Origin of the sequence: Microbacterium kyungheense (assembly GCF_006783905.1) — a bacterium.
Classification (GTDB): Bacteria; Actinomycetota; Actinomycetes; order Actinomycetales; family Microbacteriaceae; genus Microbacterium; species Microbacterium kyungheense.
In genome coordinates, this window is sequence record NZ_VFPE01000001.1 from 1,205,390 (window position 1) to 1,220,778 (window position 15,389).

Annotated in this window: 14 protein-coding genes; 10 read left to right on the plus strand and 4 right to left on the minus strand. The window is 72.3% G+C overall.

The window, feature by feature from the left end:
- Positions 1 to 3 precede the first annotated feature (3 nt).
- Positions 4 to 1,917: a prolyl oligopeptidase family serine peptidase gene (locus tag FB391_RS05345; RefSeq protein ID WP_141893310.1), complete on the minus strand. Its 1,914-nt coding sequence runs from the start codon at positions 1,915 to 1,917 to the stop codon at positions 4 to 6.
- A 266-nt stretch (positions 1,918 to 2,183) separates the two neighbouring features.
- Here FB391_RS05345 and FB391_RS05350 point away from each other — a divergent pair, with 266 nt between their 5' ends.
- Together FB391_RS05350 and metE are read left to right on the plus strand one after the other, a co-directional pair.
- Entirely contained in the window at positions 2,184 to 3,146 is a 963-nt protein-coding gene (locus tag FB391_RS05350; RefSeq protein WP_141893312.1) for a methylenetetrahydrofolate reductase, read from the plus strand.
- Positions 3,147 to 3,231: 85 nt separating this feature from the next.
- The gene (metE, locus tag FB391_RS05355) at positions 3,232 to 5,562 is read left to right on the plus strand and encodes a 5-methyltetrahydropteroyltriglutamate--homocysteine S-methyltransferase (RefSeq protein WP_141893314.1); all 2,331 of its coding nucleotides are present in this window, start codon (positions 3,232 to 3,234) and stop codon (positions 5,560 to 5,562) included.
- A 62-nt stretch (positions 5,563 to 5,624) separates the two neighbouring features.
- Here the strand turns inward: metE and FB391_RS05360 are convergent, their stop codons facing one another.
- Together FB391_RS05360 and lexA are read right to left on the minus strand one after the other, a co-directional pair.
- Complete coding sequence (locus tag FB391_RS05360; protein ID WP_141893316.1) at positions 5,625 to 7,181, minus strand: hypothetical protein; 1,557 nt, start codon at positions 7,179 to 7,181, stop codon at positions 5,625 to 5,627.
- A gap of 110 nt (positions 7,182 to 7,291) precedes the next feature.
- Positions 7,292 to 7,972: a transcriptional repressor LexA gene (gene lexA / locus FB391_RS05365; protein ID WP_141893318.1), complete on the minus strand. Its 681-nt coding sequence runs from the start codon at positions 7,970 to 7,972 to the stop codon at positions 7,292 to 7,294.
- A 262-nt stretch (positions 7,973 to 8,234) separates the two neighbouring features.
- Here lexA and FB391_RS05370 point away from each other — a divergent pair, with 262 nt between their 5' ends.
- The 7 genes from FB391_RS05370 to FB391_RS05400 all read left to right on the plus strand — a co-directional run bounded on the left by FB391_RS05370 (position 8,235) and on the right by FB391_RS05400 (position 14,072).
- A complete protein-coding gene (locus tag FB391_RS05370) occupies positions 8,235 to 8,606 on the plus strand; it encodes a LysM peptidoglycan-binding domain-containing protein (protein ID WP_141893320.1) in 372 nt (123 codons plus the stop codon).
- Between the two features lie 44 nt (positions 8,607 to 8,650).
- Positions 8,651 to 9,745 (plus strand): histidinol-phosphate transaminase, encoded by a 1,095-nt coding sequence (locus tag FB391_RS05375; RefSeq protein WP_185842950.1) that lies wholly within the window; start codon positions 8,651 to 8,653, stop codon positions 9,743 to 9,745.
- A complete protein-coding gene (gene hisB / locus FB391_RS05380) occupies positions 9,742 to 10,350 on the plus strand; it encodes an imidazoleglycerol-phosphate dehydratase HisB (RefSeq protein WP_018172224.1) in 609 nt (202 codons plus the stop codon). The genes FB391_RS05375 and hisB overlap by 4 nt, the downstream gene beginning before the upstream one ends.
- Positions 10,347 to 11,003: an imidazole glycerol phosphate synthase subunit HisH gene (hisH, locus tag FB391_RS05385; protein WP_141893324.1), complete on the plus strand. Its 657-nt coding sequence runs from the start codon at positions 10,347 to 10,349 to the stop codon at positions 11,001 to 11,003. The genes hisB and hisH overlap by 4 nt, the downstream gene beginning before the upstream one ends.
- Before the next feature lie 76 nt (positions 11,004 to 11,079).
- Positions 11,080 to 11,826, plus strand: coding sequence for a bifunctional 1-(5-phosphoribosyl)-5-((5-phosphoribosylamino)methylideneamino)imidazole-4-carboxamide isomerase/phosphoribosylanthranilate isomerase PriA (gene priA / locus FB391_RS05390; protein WP_141893326.1), 747 nt, complete (start codon positions 11,080 to 11,082; stop codon positions 11,824 to 11,826).
- Positions 11,810 to 12,601, plus strand: coding sequence for an SseB family protein (locus FB391_RS05395; RefSeq protein WP_141893328.1), 792 nt, complete (start codon positions 11,810 to 11,812; stop codon positions 12,599 to 12,601). Before priA ends, FB391_RS05395 begins: the two co-directional genes overlap by 17 nt.
- Before the next feature lie 85 nt (positions 12,602 to 12,686).
- Positions 12,687 to 14,072, plus strand: a complete 1,386-nt coding sequence (locus tag FB391_RS05400; protein ID WP_141893330.1) for a pyridoxal phosphate-dependent decarboxylase family protein — start codon at positions 12,687 to 12,689, stop codon at positions 14,070 to 14,072.
- Between the two features lie 16 nt (positions 14,073 to 14,088).
- Here the strand turns inward: FB391_RS05400 and FB391_RS05405 are convergent, their stop codons facing one another.
- The gene (locus FB391_RS05405) at positions 14,089 to 14,457 is read right to left on the minus strand and encodes a DUF1844 domain-containing protein (RefSeq protein ID WP_141893668.1); all 369 of its coding nucleotides are present in this window, start codon (positions 14,455 to 14,457) and stop codon (positions 14,089 to 14,091) included.
- Positions 14,458 to 14,713: 256 nt separating this feature from the next.
- On the opposite strand from FB391_RS05405, the gene infC reads away from it, so the two are divergent.
- On the plus strand, positions 14,714 to 15,364 hold the full coding sequence (gene infC, locus FB391_RS05410; RefSeq protein WP_141893669.1) for a translation initiation factor IF-3: 651 nt from the start codon (positions 14,714 to 14,716) through the stop codon (positions 15,362 to 15,364).
- Positions 15,365 to 15,389 lie beyond the last annotated feature (25 nt).

Below are 15,389 nucleotides of genomic sequence, written 5' to 3' on the forward strand. Positions count from 1 at the left end.
CCGTCAGTCCAGGTCGATCGCGGGCACGTCCGGCGTGTCGAAGCCGAAGACACGGCCGAGGAACGCCAGCTCGGCCTCCAGCGTCGTCACGAGCGTCTCGGCACGGCGGAAGCCATGGGCCTCGCCCTCGAACGCCAGGTACGCGTGCGCGACGCCGTTGGCGGCCAGAGCGTCGCGGACGGCCTCCGACTGCGACGGCGGCACGACACGGTCGTCGAGGCCCTGCTCGATGAGCAGCGGCGTGCGCAGCCGGTCGAGGTGCGACAGCGGCGACCGCTCCACGTACACCTCCTCGGCCTCGGGCAGCGGACCGACCAGGCCGTCGAGGTACCGCGCCTCGAAGTCGTGGGTGTCTGCGGCGAGCAGGCGCAGATCGGCGACGCCGTAACGGCTGATGCCGGCGCCGAACGCGTCCGAGTTCGTCACCGCGCACAGCACGGTCCACCCGCCGGCGGAGCCGCCCGCGATCGCGAGACGCTCGGGGTCGGCCGCACCCGCATCGGCGAGTCCGCGCACCGCGGCCACGACGTCGTCGACGTCCACGACGCCCCACTGGCCGTTCAGCCGTTCCCGGTACGCGCGGCCGTAGCCGGTCGATCCTCCGTAGTTGACGTCGAGGACGCCGATGCCCCGGCTCGTGAGATACGCGATCTTGCCGGATGCCGCGCCCCCGACGTGGCTCGTCGGGCCGCCGTGGACGAACACCACGTACGGCGGCCGCTCGCCCTCGGGAGCCGTCGCATCGGGATGAGTGGGCGGGTAGTCGAACGCGTGCACGGGGCCGTGCGGCCCCGAGGCGGTGACGGCGCGGGCGAGCGGCATCCATTCATCCGCCCACGGGGACGAGGCGCCGGCGATGAGCTCAGCGGCGCCGGCGCGGCCGACGTCGATGAGCCACAGTCCGACGCCGCGCCGGCCGGCGCCTGACAGCAGCACACGCGTGCCGCGCGCATCCTCGATCGACAGCTGCGCGACCGGCTCGACAGGGAGGTCCGCGACGGCGCCGTCGGGATCGATCATGACGAGCGCGTCCGCCCCGTCGGTGCGGATCGCGACGATGCGGCCGTCGCCGAGCACGGCGTACCACCGCGTGCCGAGCACCCACAGCGCACCGCCGGTGTCGGCGTCGGCCGGCGCGACAGCCGTCGGGCCCGCGCCGGCGACGTCGGTGCGCCACAGGTTCCAGCGGCCGCTCGGGTCGTCGGCGAACATGACCGAGTCGTCGCCGATCCACTCCGGCTGCAGCGGTGAGGTGTGTCCGCCGGCGAGCGTGCGCCACACGACGACGCGCCCGCCGTCGATCGCGCCGACGCGCAGCTCGGCGGTGTCCCACGCCATGTGCGGGTGGTCCCACGCGATCCACGCGAGGTGGGCGCCGTCAGGGGAGAGAGCCGGGTGGGCCACGAAATCGCTTCCGGCGACCAGCGAGGCGGCACCCGTGCCGTCGAGCGCGACCTCGACGATGTCGCGCGCCGGCACCGCACCACCGGCCGTGTGATCCTCGCGCACGGCCAGCAGGCGGCCGTGCTGCAGAGACAGCCCGCCGTACCGCACATCGCCCGCCTCGGGGGTGAGGGCGGCGGGGGACTGCGCACCCGGCTCCAGGCGCCACACGCGCTGATCCGTCTTCTCGACGAAGTACAGCGTGCCGTCGTCGGACGCGGTCCACGAGCCGCCTCCGTACTCGTGGACGCGTGAGCGCGCGCTCCAGGGCGCCGGGAGCACGTCGACGACGCCGCCCGAGTCCCCGCGCCTGCGCACGCCGGAGCGTCCCGCCTCTTCGGCGATGGACTCGCCCCACCACACGTCGTCGCCGACGAACCGGGCGCCCTCGATACGGGTCGATGCGGCCGAGACCTCCGCCGCGGTGAGGGGAGAGCTCCAGCTGCCGTACGGGGTGGGGGTGGGTGATGTCACGTCCCCCACGCTACGGCGTCCCGCGCCCGCGTGCGGCGAAACAGAACGTCACAGGCGCGGCGGCGGTCACCGCATCGGCTACGGTGGACCCATCGTCGCCCGGTCGTGACCGGGCAGGAGCGAAAGCCGAGCCCGGCACCCGCCCGCGATGACACCACTCCGCCCGACGCCTCACGGCATCGGCATGGAGCGCGGTGCCGCGGCCGACCGGGCTTCTCCCGTATCGGCTCAGCCCTGTCCCGCAGTCGTCCGCCGGAGAGCACACGATGTCCATCGACCTGAGCACCCCACCCGTGCCCGTCTCGTTCGAGGTGTACCCGCCTCGCACCGAGGCGGGCTGGCCGGTGCTCCACGAGACCATCCGGCACCTGGCATCCGTCGACCCTCGCTTCATCTCGGTGACGTACGGCGCCGGCGGCTCGACCGGGGGCCGCTCGCTCGAACTGCTCACGCACATCCGTCGCGAGACCACCGTCGAGCCGCTCGCCCACCTCACCTGCGTCGGCAGCACGTGGGCGGGGGCCAACGCCCTCATCCGGGAGTTCCTGGATGCCGGCATCACCAGCTTCCTCGCGCTCCGCGGCGACCCGCCCGACGGGGCCACCGAAGACGAGGCGTTCCTCGGCGACCTCGAGAGCGCGGCGCAGCTCGTGCAGCTCATCGACCGCGTGCAGGCGGAGCGCGAGCCGTACGCCGAAGCGCCCATCCCCGGCGTCCCGGGTGCGGCGCGCGTCGACCGGCGCACCGACGTCGACATCGCGGTGGCCGCGTTCCCCAGCGGGCACCCGCGTTCGCGCCACGCGACCGAGCACATCGACGCGCTGCTGGCGAAGGAGGCGGCCGGCGCGACGCTGGCCATCACGCAGCTGTTCTTCGACGCCGACGACTACCTGGGCTTCGTGCAGCGATCGCGCGAGGCCGGGGTGACGATCCCGATCCTGCCGGGCATCATGCCGATCACGTCGCCGGCTCGCCTGCGGCGCACGCTGGAGCTCACCGAGGTGCCTCGCCCCGACGCGCTCGCCGCTGCGCTGGAGGCCGAAGAGACCCCGGAGGCCAGGAGCGCCGTCGGCATCGCCCACGCCGCCGCCCTCGCCCAGGCCGTGCTCGACGGTGGGGCGCCCGGCATCCATCTCTACGCCTTCAACAACCACGAGACGGTGCTCGCGGTGCTCCGCGACGCCGGCATCCTCAGCGCGGACGCCCGAATGCGCCTCGCTGTGTCCTGACCCGCCTCGCCGCATCCCGTCGGGTCCGACGGGTCTCTTCGGCGACCCCTGAAACCGCACGACCGACACCGGAAGAGAGAGCACGATGACCGACTCCCGCACCCCGTTCCCCCACGGCACGATCCTCGGATACCCCCGCATCGGACGGCGCCGCGAGCTCAAGCGCGCCGTCGAGGCCCACTGGGCCGGTGCGCTCGACGAGGCGGAGCTCGAGCGCACCGCCGCCGGACTGCGCCGCGCCACGCGCGCCCGCCTGGCCGAGCTGGGGCTCGGCCGCGACGACTCGTCGATCCCCGAGTCGTTCTCGTTCTACGACCAGGTGCACGATGCAGCCGTCGCCGTGGGCGCCCTGCCCGAGCGGTTCGCGGCCCTGCGGGACGCCGACGGACGCATCGGGCTCGGCGCGTACTTCACCGCCGCCCGCGGCGCGGGGGACGACGCGGCCCTCGAGATGACCAAGTGGTTCGACACGAACTACCACTACCTCGTGCCCGAGATCGGCCCCGAGACGCGGTTCTCGCTGTCGAGCGACCGCTTCGCGCGTCAGGTCGCCGAAGCGAAGGCCGACGGATACACCACCCGGCCGGTCGTCGTCGGCCCGGTGACGCTGCTCGCCCTGGCGAAGGCGTCCGACGGCGCACCCGAGGGCTTCTCGCCGCTCGACCGGCTCGACGACCTGCTGCCCGTGTACGCCGCGCTGCTCGCCGCGCTGCGCGCAGCCGGAGCGGACTGGGTGCAGCTGGACGAGCCGGCTCTCGTGAGCGAGAGCCTGACGGCCTCGGCGGAGGAGCTCGCGGATGCCGCGGCTCGTGCCTACGCGGTGCTCGGGGCGGCCGCCGACCGGCCGCAGGTGCTCGTGGCCGCCGGTTACGCGCAGCTCTCGCACGAGGCGTGGACCGCGCTCGCCGCGGCACCCGTCGAAGCCCTCGCCATCGACCTCACGCGCGGCGGCGTTCCGGCGGCGGCTCCCGGCCTTGCGGGCAAGACGATCGTCGGGGGAGTCGTGGACGGCCGCAACGTGTGGCGGGGCGACCTCGCCGCCGCGTGGCAGCGGCTCGACGCGCTGCGCGGGCTCGACGCCGCGCAGGTGAGCGCGGGCACGTCGACGTCGCTGCAGCACGTGCCTCACGACGTCGAGGACGAAGCCGCGCTCGATCCGCGGCTCGCGTCGTGGCTCGCGTTCGCGGACCAGAAGACGGTCCAGGTGGTCACTCTCGCCGACGGGCTCGTGCGCGGGCGCGACAGCATCGCGGAGGCGGTGGATGCGGCATCCGCCGCTCTCGCCGACCGGCGTGACGCTCCGGGCGTCCGCAACGGCGCGGTGCGCGCCCGCGTCGCGGCGCTCGGTGCCGCGGACTTCGACCGCGGCGACTACGACGCGCGCGCCGCAGCACAGGACGAGGAGCTCGCGCTGCCCCTGCTGCCCACCACGACGATCGGCTCGTTCCCGCAGACGGGGGACATCCGCCGTGCTCGCGCGCGCCACGGCAGGGGCGAGCTGACAGGCGCCGAGTACGACGGGTTCCTCCGCGACGAGATCGCCCGCGTCGTCGCGCTGCAGGAGGACCTCGGCCTGGACGTCCTCGTGCACGGCGAGCCCGAGCGCAACGACATGGTGCAGTACTTCGCCGAGCACCTCGACGGCTTCGCGGTCACGCAGCACGGCTGGGTGCAGTCGTACGGCTCGCGCGCGACCCGGCCGTCGATCCTGTGGGGCGACGTCTCGCGTCCCGCCCCGATCACGGTCGACTGGTCGGTGTTCGCCCAGTCGCTCACCGACAAGCCCATGAAGGGGATGCTCACCGGGCCGGTCACGATCCTGGCGTGGTCGTTCGTCCGCGACGACCAGCCGCTCGGCGACACGGCGAACCAGGTCGCCCTGGCGCTGCGGGACGAGATCGCCGACCTCGAGACCGCCGGCATCCGCGTGATCCAGGTGGACGAGCCGGCGCTGCGCGAGCTGCTTCCGCTCAAGCAGGCCGACCAGCCCGCCTACCTCGACTGGTCCGTCGGCTCGTTCCGCCTCGCGACCGCCGGCGCGGCGCCCGCCACGCAGGTGCACACGCACCTCTGCTACTCCGAGTTCGACGTCGTCATCGACGCCATCGCTGCGCTCGACGCGGACGTCACCTCGATCGAGGCGGCCCGCAGTCGCGGCGAGGTGATCGGCGACATCGCGGCGTCCGGATTCGCCGCCGGCATCGGGCCCGGCGTCTACGACATCCACTCGCCGCGCGTGCCCGCCGTCGCCGAGATCGGCGCACTCCTCGACCGCGCCGTCGACGAGCTCGCCCTGCGGCGCGTCTGGGTCAACCCCGATTGCGGCCTCAAGACCCGCGGCTACGACGAGACCGTCGCGTCGCTGCGGAACCTCGTCGCGGCGACGACGGACGTGCGGGAGCGTCTGAACGCCTGACCGGAAGCCGAGACGATGAAGGCCGGTGCGACAGGCGCACCGGCCTTCATCGCGTCGTGGAGCTACTTCTTGCGGGGCGAGCGGGGCGCCGTCCCCTCGTCGCCGCCGTCGCTGCCGGACGCGGCGGGCTTCAGATCAGGCAGGGGCAGCGTCTCGGCATCCGGTGCCGTCAGCGGCAGCGTGTCGTCCGCGCCCTCGGCCGCGGCCGCGTCGGAGCCGGCGACCGTCGGGGCGACGGCATCCGCCTCGACCTCGTCTGTCGCGCGGTGTGAGGCCGCGGCGCGTGCCGCGTCATCGGGCCGCTTCTGCAGCAGTTCGAGCAGCCAGGCGACGACGAGCGCCACGATCACCACGAGGAAGACGTCGCCGGCCGAGAGCGGGCGCAGCGCCATGAGCCAGATGACTGCGAGGACGACCACGACGATGCGCACGAGAAGGCGCTGGCGCCCCAGCCAGCTGCCGAACCTGCCGGTGTCGAGGCCGCGTGCGGCCAGTGCGGTGCGGGCGCTCGCGTTGAGGCCCCCGACCAGGCCGCGCACGCGGCGGGCAGGCTTCCAGCGGCCAGTGACCCAGCCGATCACCGCGACCAGCACGCCCAGCAGTGCGACGACCAGCGCGGTGCGGCGCATGTCGTCGACGAGCGCCGCGTAGATCACGTCGACGGCCGAGACCGACAGGTCGAGCTGGGCGGCGGCGTTGCCCGCGATGAGCGATCCGACCGAGAACGTCGAGGCGAGCGCTGCTCCGCCGACGAACAGGCCGATGCCTGTGCCGAGTACGGCCACGGGGCGGCGCCGTGCGATCAGGATGCCGGCCACGAAGAGCCCGATCGTGACGAACGGCAGCCACCAGCCGGCGACGTCCGCGATCGCGTACACGGTGCGGATCGTACTGACCGCCTGCCCGTCGCCGATGATGATCGTCTTGTCGACGGCCGGGATGAGCGAGGCGACCCCCACGCCGCTGTCGACGAGCTTCTGCTTGACCTGGTCGATGATCGGCCCCAGCTTCATGCCGAGACCCTCGTCGGTCAGCACGAACACCCCTGCGCCGTCCGACGTGGCGGTGGTCACGAGCGCGCGGTGCGCGCCGCGCACGGCCGTGGCCCAGACATCCGCGAACGCGTCGGACTCCACGACGCGCGTGACGCCCGTCTGCACCAGGTTGTGCAGGCCGTCGGCCGCCGGCTGCTGCAGGAGCTTGAGCGCCGCGGCGGCACGCGGGCCGAGACCGAGATCGGAGATGCCGTCGATGACGTTGCCGGTGAGCTCGGTGAAGTCGACCTGCGCGTCGACCGCGTCCATCGCCTCCGAGATGATGAGGTCCTGCACGTGGGGATCCTCGGCCAGCGGCGCCAGGGTCGCGACGAACGTCTCTTCGTCGACGAGCTCGCTGCGCGCCCACGCTCCGACGATCGACACCGGTACGAGGATCGTCGCGATCACGATGCACAGGGCCGAGAAGAAGGCCCGCCAGCGCGACCCCTTCAGGCGCTCGTCCGGAGGGGCCGGCGCATCCGTGACGGTGGTTGCTCGCAGACGGGCATTCTCGGCCTCCAGGGCGTCGAGCCTCGCGCGAAGCTCGGCGGTGTCGTCTGCGGTGGGCGCATCGGCGGTCATTCCCCCCTTATAGCGCCTGGAAGCGGCATCCCGCCACCACCGCACCGCAGTACGGCCGAACGTCGGAACGGGCGACGCCGGCGCGGGGACGACGAGGCGCGGCGGACCGCTCAGACCGCGCGCAGCACCGCCACGACCTTGCCGAGGACGACGGCCTCGTCGCCCAGGATCGGCTCGAACGCCGAGTTGCGCGGCAGCAGCCAGGTGTGCCCGTCGCGCTGGCGGAACGTCTTGACGGTGGCCTCGCCGTCGAGCATCGCCGCGACGATGTCGCCGTTGTCGGCGGTGGCCTGCGAGCGGACGACGACCCAGTCGCCGTCGCAGATGGCGGCGTCGATCATCGACTCGCCCGAGACCTTCAGCATGAACAGGTCGCCCTTGCCCACGAGCTGGCGGGGGAGCGGGAAGATCTCTTCGACCTGCTGCTCGGCGGTGATCGGCACGCCCGCCGCGATGCGCCCCACGAGGGGGACCAGCGCGGCGTCGCCGAGAGCGGGCGCCGTGTCGGCGGGGTTCTCGGTGGAGGCGCCGGGCAGGTCGATGAGGACCTCCATGGCACGTGTCTTGCCGGCGTCACGGCGCAGGTAGCCGCTGAGCTCGAGCTGGTTGAGCTGGTGAGTGACGCTGGACAGCGACTTCAGGCCGACGGCGTCGCCGATCTCGCGCATGCTCGGCGGATAGCCGTGACGCGCGATCGAGCGCTGGATCACCTCGAGGATCGCCAGCTGCTTGTCGCTGAGGCTCTTGCGCCGTCGGGTCTGGGGCCTGTCGCGCCCGGCCGCGTCGCTCATGTCCGGCTCCGTCCTGCGCTGCGTCGTCGAGCGCTGTTTCTTCGAATGTCGGAGGCCCGTGGTGGGGTTCTCCTATCGAAACCGTATCCGGATCCGCAGCCCGAAGGGAACAACCCGGCCGCGTGTCGCGTTCGAGAGACGGGGTTCGGATACGACTGTTGACAACCTTCAGAATCGAAGATAGCTTCGGAAAAGAGGTTCGGATTCCCCGCTCCCGGCCGAGCGGGGAATGCGAATCTCTCCCCAGCAGGAGGAGAAGAGCATGACCGCGATCAGCTTCCCGACGTCGGTTCCGGCACCGGCCCGCGCGACGCGCCTGCGGCTGACCGTGCGCGGACGCAGGGTGCTGGCGCTCCTCGCCGCGCTTCCCGCGCTGATCGCCCTCGCCATCGCGATGGCCATGGGGAGCGGCGCCGCCCTCGCCTCCCTCGACGTCGGCGCGCCGGCGGGTGCGTTCGAATCGGTCGTGGTGTCCGCCGGCGACACGCTGTGGTCCATCGCGGAGGATGTCGCGCCGGGTCACGACCCGCGCGACGTCGTGGATCAGATCGCGCGCCTGAACGCGCTGAACGGCGTCTCGGTCCAGGTCGGCCAGGAGCTGGCCATTCCGGCGGAGTACAGCGAGGACCGCTGAGCGCTTCGTCACGCGGGGCCGTGCGGGCGCCGCGCCGCTCTACCATGGGAGGGGTGAGTGCACGTCTCGAAGACCTCCCTTTACGCGCCGACCTCCGCGGGCAGACGCCGTACGGCGCGCCGCAGGCAGCCCTTCCGGTCGCCCTGAACGTCAACGAGAACACGCATCCTGTTCCACAGGACGTCGCGGACGACATCCTCGACTCGATCGCCCGTGCGCTGCGTGACGTCAACCGGTACCCCGATCGCGAGTTCACCGCGCTGCGCGAAGGTTTCGCCGACTACCTCGGTCACGGGCTGACCCGCGAGCAGCTGTGGGCGGCCAACGGGTCGAACGAAGTGCTGCAGCACATCCTGCAGGCGTTCGCCGGGCCTGGCCGCACGGCGTTCGGCTTCTCGCCCACCTACTCGATGTACCCGCTCCTCACGCGCGGCACCGGCGCCCGATGGGTGTCGGGCACCCGCGGCGACGACTACACCGTGAGCGCGTCGGACGCCGCGGCGCAGGTCGCCGACGCCGCCCCCGACGTCGTGTTCCTCTGCGCCCCGAACAACCCGACCGGCACGCCGCTCGGGCTCGACGTCGTCGAGGCGGTCTACGACGCGACGGACGGCATCGTGATCGTCGACGAGGCGTACTTCGAATTCGCCCCCGCCGACGCGCGGTCGGCGCTGACGCTGCTGCCGGGACGCGAGCGGCTCGTCGTCTCGCGAACGATGAGCAAGGCCTTCGCCTTCGCCGGCGCTCGCGTGGGCTATCTCGCGGCCGACCCCGCACTCGTCGACGCCTTGCGCCTCGTGCGGCTGCCGTACCACCTGAGCGCGCTCACGCAGGCGGCCGCGAGCGCCGCGCTGCGCCACGCGCCGGTGATGCTCGGCATGGTGGACGAGATCGTGACGCAGCGAGACCGCATCTCGGCGACCGTCGAGGCGCTCGGCTACACGGCGCACGAGTCGTGGACGAACTTCGTGCTGTTCGGCGGCGTCGACGATCCGGCGACGACCTGGCGCGCGCTGTACGACCAGGGTGTGCTGATCCGCGACGTCGGCATCCCGCACCACCTGCGCGTCACGGCCGGGACGACGGACGAGACCACCGCGTTCCTCGACGCTCTCGCCTCGGTAGGATCGGCGGCATGAGCGCCGCACCCCGCACCGCTTCGCTCCGGCGCGCGACCAGCGAGTCCACCGTCGAGCTCGAGCTCGACCTCGACGGCTCGGGCCGCAGCCGCATCGACTCGACCGTGCCGTTCTTCGACCACATGCTGACGGCGTTCGCGAAGCACTCGCTGACCGATCTCACCGTCCGCGCGTCGGGCGACACCGACATCGATGCGCACCACACCGTCGAAGACATCTCGATCGTCCTCGGCCAGGCGATCCGTGAGGCCCTCGGCGACAAGTCTGGCATCTCGCGCTACGGCGACGCGCTCGTCCCTCTCGACGAGGCTCTGGCGCAGGCTGTCGTCGACATCAGCGGGCGCCCGTACCTCGTGCACACCGGTGAGCCTGCCGGGTTCGAGCACCACCTGATCGGCGGGCACTTCACCGGCTCCCTGGTGCGCCACACGTTCGAGGCGATCTCGTTCAACGCCGCGCTCACCGTCCACGTGAACGTGCTGGCCGGCCGCGATCCCCACCACATCGCCGAGGCCGAGTACAAGGCGTTCGCCCGCGCGTTCCGCCAGGCCAAGGCGCTCGACCCGCTGGTCGACGGCATCCCGAGCACGAAGGGCGCACTGTGACCGAGAGCGGCAAGCCGGTCGTCGCCGTCCTCGACTACGGGTCGGGCAACGTCCACTCCGCCGTCAAGGCGCTCATCGCCGCGGGAGCCGACGCGCGACTCACGTCGGACCGCGGCCTGGTGATGGATGCCGACGGCCTGTTCGTCCCGGGCGTCGGCGCTTTTCGCGCCGTCGCCGAGGCGCTGCGGGCGAGCCGCGGCGACGAGCTCATCGAACGGCGCCTCGCGGGCGGCCGGCCGGTCATCGGCGTCTGCGTCGGCATGCAGATCTTCTTCGAGCGCGGTGTGGAACGCGGCGTCGACACCGAGGGCATGGGCGAGTGGCCGGGCGTCGTCACCGAGCTCGACGCGCCCGTGCTGCCGCACATGGGCTGGAACACCGTGCAGGCGGGCGAGGGCTCGCGGCTGTTCCGCGGCATCGAGGACGAGCGCTTCTACTTCGTGCACTCCTTCGGCGCCCAGAAGTGGCTGCTGGACGTGCAGCCGCCGTTCCCGCAGCCGGTGCTCACGTGGTGCGACTACGGCACGCCGTTCCTCGCCGCCGTCGAGAACGGACCGCTGTCGGCCACCCAGTTCCACCCCGAGAAGTCGGGGGATGCCGGCATCCGGCTGCTGGCGAATTGGATCGACGGCCTCAGCGCGGCTACCCTCTGAACTCGTGCCCGTCCGCGCCCGCGATCGTCGCGCGTGACCCTGTCCGCACGCACAAGACTTGATCAGCCAGGAAAACATGAACGATTTCGCGTCCACGCCCAAGCTCGTCCTTCTGCCCGCCGTCGATGTGGCCGACGGCAAGGCGGTGCGGCTCACCCAGGGTGAGGCGGGCACCGAGACGAGCTACGGCGACCCTGTCGACGCGGCGCTGGACTTCGCCCGCCAGGGTGCCCAGTGGATCCACCTCGTGGACCTGGACGCCGCCTTCGGCCGGGGCAGCAACGCCGGTGTGCTGCGCCGTGTGATCAAGCAGGTCAAGGGCGTGCAGGTCGAACTGTCGGGCGGGATCCGCGACGACCGCACGCTGGAGGCGGCGCTCGAGAGCGGCGCATCGCGCATCAACCTCGGCACCGCGGCGCTGGAGAACCCCGAGTGGGCGGCCGACGTCATCAGCCGGTACGGCGACGCGATCGCCGTGGGGCTCGACGTGCGCGGCACCACGCTGGCGGCGCGCGGCTGGACGCGCGAGGGCGGCGACCTGTGGACGGTCCTGGACCGCCTGGAGGCCGCGGGCTGCAGCCGCTACGTCGTCACCGACGTCACCAAGGACGGCACGCTCAAGGGCCCGAACCTCGAACTGCTGCGCGAACTGACGACCCGCACGCCCAAGCCCGTCGTGGCCTCCGGCGGCGTGTCGAGCCTCGACGACATCGCGGCGCTCCGCGACCTCGTGCCGCTCGGCGTCGAGGGAGCGATCGTCGGCAAGGCGCTGTACGCCGGTGCGTTCACGCTCGCCGAGGCGCTGGATGTCGCCGGACACTGACCCGGGTGCCGGTGCGCACCCGCACCACGGCGCCGACTCCGCCGGCGTCCCGTGGGAGGGTCGCAGCTTCCACAGCAACCCCCACGCGGCGGATGACGGGTCGGCCGACTCGGCCCTGCTCGCCGCGCTCACCGCGTTCCGCACGGGCGCGGGCACGCAGCGCGACGTCGTCGAGGCGTATCGCTCCGCGCGCCTGCTCATCCCGCTGATCGCCGACAAGGGCGACCACGGCATCGGACCGCACGGTCTGGAGGTCGACAAGACCCAGGAGCTGTCGATCGTGACGGTGGCGGCTCCCGACGGCCGTCGTGTGCTTCCCGTGTTCACCTCGGTCGACACCATGCGGCGGTGGGATGCCGCGGCCCGGCCCGTCCCGGCCGACGGCGTCCGCACGGCGCTCGCGGCGGCCGCCGACGACACCGACCTGATCGTGGTGGACCCCGGCTCCGAGACGGAGTTCGTGATCCGCCGGCCCGCGGTGTGGGCGATCGGGCAGGGGCACGCGTGGGAGCCGAGCTTCCTGTCGCCCGAGGTCGTGGCCGGCCTGCACGAGAGCATCGGCGGCGAGCTCGCCGTCATCGACCTCGTCGTCGAGTCGGGCGATCCTGACGCGCGGCTGCGCGGGCCGGAGCTCATCGTGCGGCTGCAGCTGATGCAGGGTCTGGAGAAGGACGAGCTCGACGCCGTCCTCGCGCGACTGGCGAGGCGGTGGGCAGCCGACGACCGCATCGCGGTGCTCGTGGACTCGCTCACCGTGAAGCTCGTCCGGGTCTGACGCGAGAGGCCGAGACAGACCCGGCGTCCCGGGCATAGAGTCCTCCTGTCTCACGACGTCAGCCGGCCGCAGGGAGGTTGCACCGATGCATCCCGAATCCGATGCGTTCCCGCGTGCGCTCGACGCCGCAGCGGAGTCCGCGAACGCCTGGCTCGCAGCTCTCGACGACCGTCCGATCCCGCCGCGCGCCGGTGCGGATGAGGTGAAGGACGCCCTCGGCCGCGAACTGGCGGATGACGCGACCGATCCGGAGGACGTCGTCCGCGCGCTCGCGGCGGCGGTGGAGCCCGGCCTCATGGGGATGCCGAGCGCCCGGTTCTACGGGTGGGTCATCGGCGGCACGCAGCCGGCGGCGCTCGCCGCCGACTGGCTCGTGTCGGCATGGGACCAGAACACGGCTCTGCGTGCAGTGACGCCCGGCGTCATCGCCGCGGAGGAGCTGGCGGGGGAGTGGATCCTCGACCTCCTCGGGCTGCCGGCCGGCGCCGACGTCGGGTTCGTGACCGGCGCCACCGTCGCCAACTTCACGTGTCTGGCCGCCGCGCGCGACGCCGTGCTCCGCGACGTCGGGTGGGATTCGTCCATCCAGGGCCTCGCGGGAGGACCGCGCGTGCGCGTCATCGTCGGGGCGGAGCGGCATGACACCGTCGACCACGCCGTGCGGATGCTGGGCCTCGGCGCGCCCGTCGTCGTGCCGGCCGACGACCAGGGGCGGATCGACGTGGCCGCGCTGGAAGCGGAGCTCGCGGTCGACCACGGCCCCACGATCGTCGTGCTGCAGGCGGGCAATCTGCATTCCGGAGCCTTCGACGACTTCGGCGCGGCGATCGACCTCGCGCATCTCGGCGGCGCGTGGGTGCACGTCGACGGCGCGTTCGGCCTGTGGGCCGCGGCATCCCCTCGCTCGCGGCCGCTGGTCGCTCACGTGGAGCGCGCGGATTCGTGGGCGACCGACGCGCACAAGACGCTCAGCGTGCCCTACGACTGCGGCATCGCGATCGTCGCCGACCCGGCGGCGCTGCGCGCGGCGATGGGCATGACGGCGACCTATCTGAGCCGCACTGCGAGCACCGACCACGCCGACCCGCACGACCGCGTGCCGGAGCTGTCGCGGCGGGCGCGCGGGGTGCCGACCTACGCGGCGCTGCGGGCGATGGGGCGGGACGGCGTCACGGCGCTCGTGGATCGGCTGACGGATGCCGCGACCGCCCTGGCCGCAGGGCTGTCGCGTCTCGCCGGCGTCGAGGTGCTGAACGACGTCGTCTTCACCCAGGTGTGCGTCGCGTGCGCGGACGACACCGCGACCGACGCGTGGGCGGACGCGCTGCGAGCGGATGGCGTGGCGTTCGCCTCGTCGTCGCACTGGCACGGGCGCTCCGTGCTGAGGTTCTCCGTCAGCAACTGGGGGACCGACGCCGGTCAGGTCGAGCGCACGCTCACGGCGGCGGCATCCGCGCTCGCCCGCGTGTGAGCGGGCATCGGGGCGGTCAGTTGACCGGACCGGTCCACTTCTCGCCGGGGCCCTTGCCGATCGGGTCGGGGATGACCGACGCCTCGCGGAACGCGAGCTGCACCGAGCGCAGGCCGTCGCGCAGCGAGCGGGCGTGCATGTCGCTGATCTCGGGGGCTCCGGCCGTGACGAGGCCGGCAAGGGCGTTGATGAGCTTGCGGGCCTCGTCGAGATCGGTCTGAGTGGCGGGATCGTCAGCGAGGCCGACCTTGACGGCGGCCGCGCTCAGCAGGTGCACGGCGGTCGTCGTGATCACCTCGACGGCGGGCACATCCGCGATGTCGCGGGTGGCCGAGGCCGCCGCGCGTTCCTGCTCCTCCCAGCGGGCCTGGCGCTCGGCATCCACCGCTGCCGCACTCGTCTGGTCGCCGTCCTGGTCTCGAATCGTGTCCACGCCGTTCTCTCTGATAGACTGCTGCGGTCTCCGGTGCGTTCTGCACCGGATCGGAAAGTGGATCACATCCCACCCGCGCTTGCCGTTCCAGGCTACCGGGTCATGCACTCCGCCCCGACCGTTCGCGGAAGGGGTAGTTCAGGGTGCGAGAGCCGGCGCTCGCGTCGTGCCGGGTGGAATGCGTGACACTCTCCGTGAATCCATCCGCATGAAGGAGTTCCGCATCAGCGATCCCCGCACCAACGACCGCATCCGGGTGCCCGAGGTCCGCCTCGTCGGCCCGAACGGAGAGCAGGTCGGCGTCGTCCGCATCGAGGTGGCGCTGCGCCTGGCTCAGGAAGCCGACCTCGATCTCGTCGAGGTGGCCCCCAACTCGAAGCCGCCAGTGGTCAAGATCATGGACTACGGCAAGTTCAAGTACGAGGCCGCGCAGAAGGCCAAGGAAGCGCGTCGCAATCAGGCGAACACCGTCCTCAAGGAGGTCCGGTTCCGTCTGAAGATCGAGGCTCACGACTACATCACCAAGCTCAAGCGCGCCGAGGGCTTCCTCCAGTCCGGCGACAAGGTGAAGGCCATGATCCTGTTCCGCGGTCGCGAGCAGTCGCGTCCCGAGCAGGGTGTGCGCCTGCTCCGCAAGTTCGCCGAGGACGTGGCAGAGTTCGGCACCGTGGAGTCCAACCCCACGATCGACGGACGCAACATGGTGATGGTCATCGCACCGCACAAGAACAAGTCCGAGGTGAAGACCGAGCAGAACGCTCAGCGCGCCGCGAACAAAGAGGCCGCACGGTCCGCCCGCAGCGGCGGTGCTCCGACGGCCGACGCCCCGGCTGAGGCCGAGGCGGCCCCGGCCGAATAGGCCCCCACAGACTCCCGCACCGGCG

Bases quoted from the DNA above. Each gene is read 5' to 3' on its own strand.
- FB391_RS05400 (WP_141893330.1), top strand. From the start codon at position 12,687: ATGCATCCCGAATCCGATGCGTTCCCGCGTGCGCTCGACGCCGCAGCG.
- lexA (WP_141893318.1), bottom strand. From the start codon at position 7,972: ATGAGCGACGCGGCCGGGCGCGACAGGCCCCAGACCCGACGGCGCAAG.
- hisB (WP_018172224.1), top strand. From the start codon at position 9,742: ATGAGCGCCGCACCCCGCACCGCTTCGCTCCGGCGCGCGACCAGCGAG.
- FB391_RS05395 (WP_141893328.1), top strand. From the start codon at position 11,810: ATGTCGCCGGACACTGACCCGGGTGCCGGTGCGCACCCGCACCACGGC.
- FB391_RS05375 (WP_185842950.1), top strand. From the start codon at position 8,651: ATGGGAGGGGTGAGTGCACGTCTCGAAGACCTCCCTTTACGCGCCGAC.
- priA (WP_141893326.1), top strand. From the start codon at position 11,080: ATGAACGATTTCGCGTCCACGCCCAAGCTCGTCCTTCTGCCCGCCGTC.
- infC (WP_141893669.1), top strand. From the start codon at position 14,714: ATGAAGGAGTTCCGCATCAGCGATCCCCGCACCAACGACCGCATCCGG.
- metE (WP_141893314.1), top strand. From the start codon at position 3,232: ATGACCGACTCCCGCACCCCGTTCCCCCACGGCACGATCCTCGGATAC.
- FB391_RS05370 (WP_141893320.1), top strand. From the start codon at position 8,235: ATGACCGCGATCAGCTTCCCGACGTCGGTTCCGGCACCGGCCCGCGCG.
- FB391_RS05350 (WP_141893312.1), top strand. From the start codon at position 2,184: ATGTCCATCGACCTGAGCACCCCACCCGTGCCCGTCTCGTTCGAGGTG.
- FB391_RS05360 (WP_141893316.1), bottom strand. From the start codon at position 7,181: ATGACCGCCGATGCGCCCACCGCAGACGACACCGCCGAGCTTCGCGCG.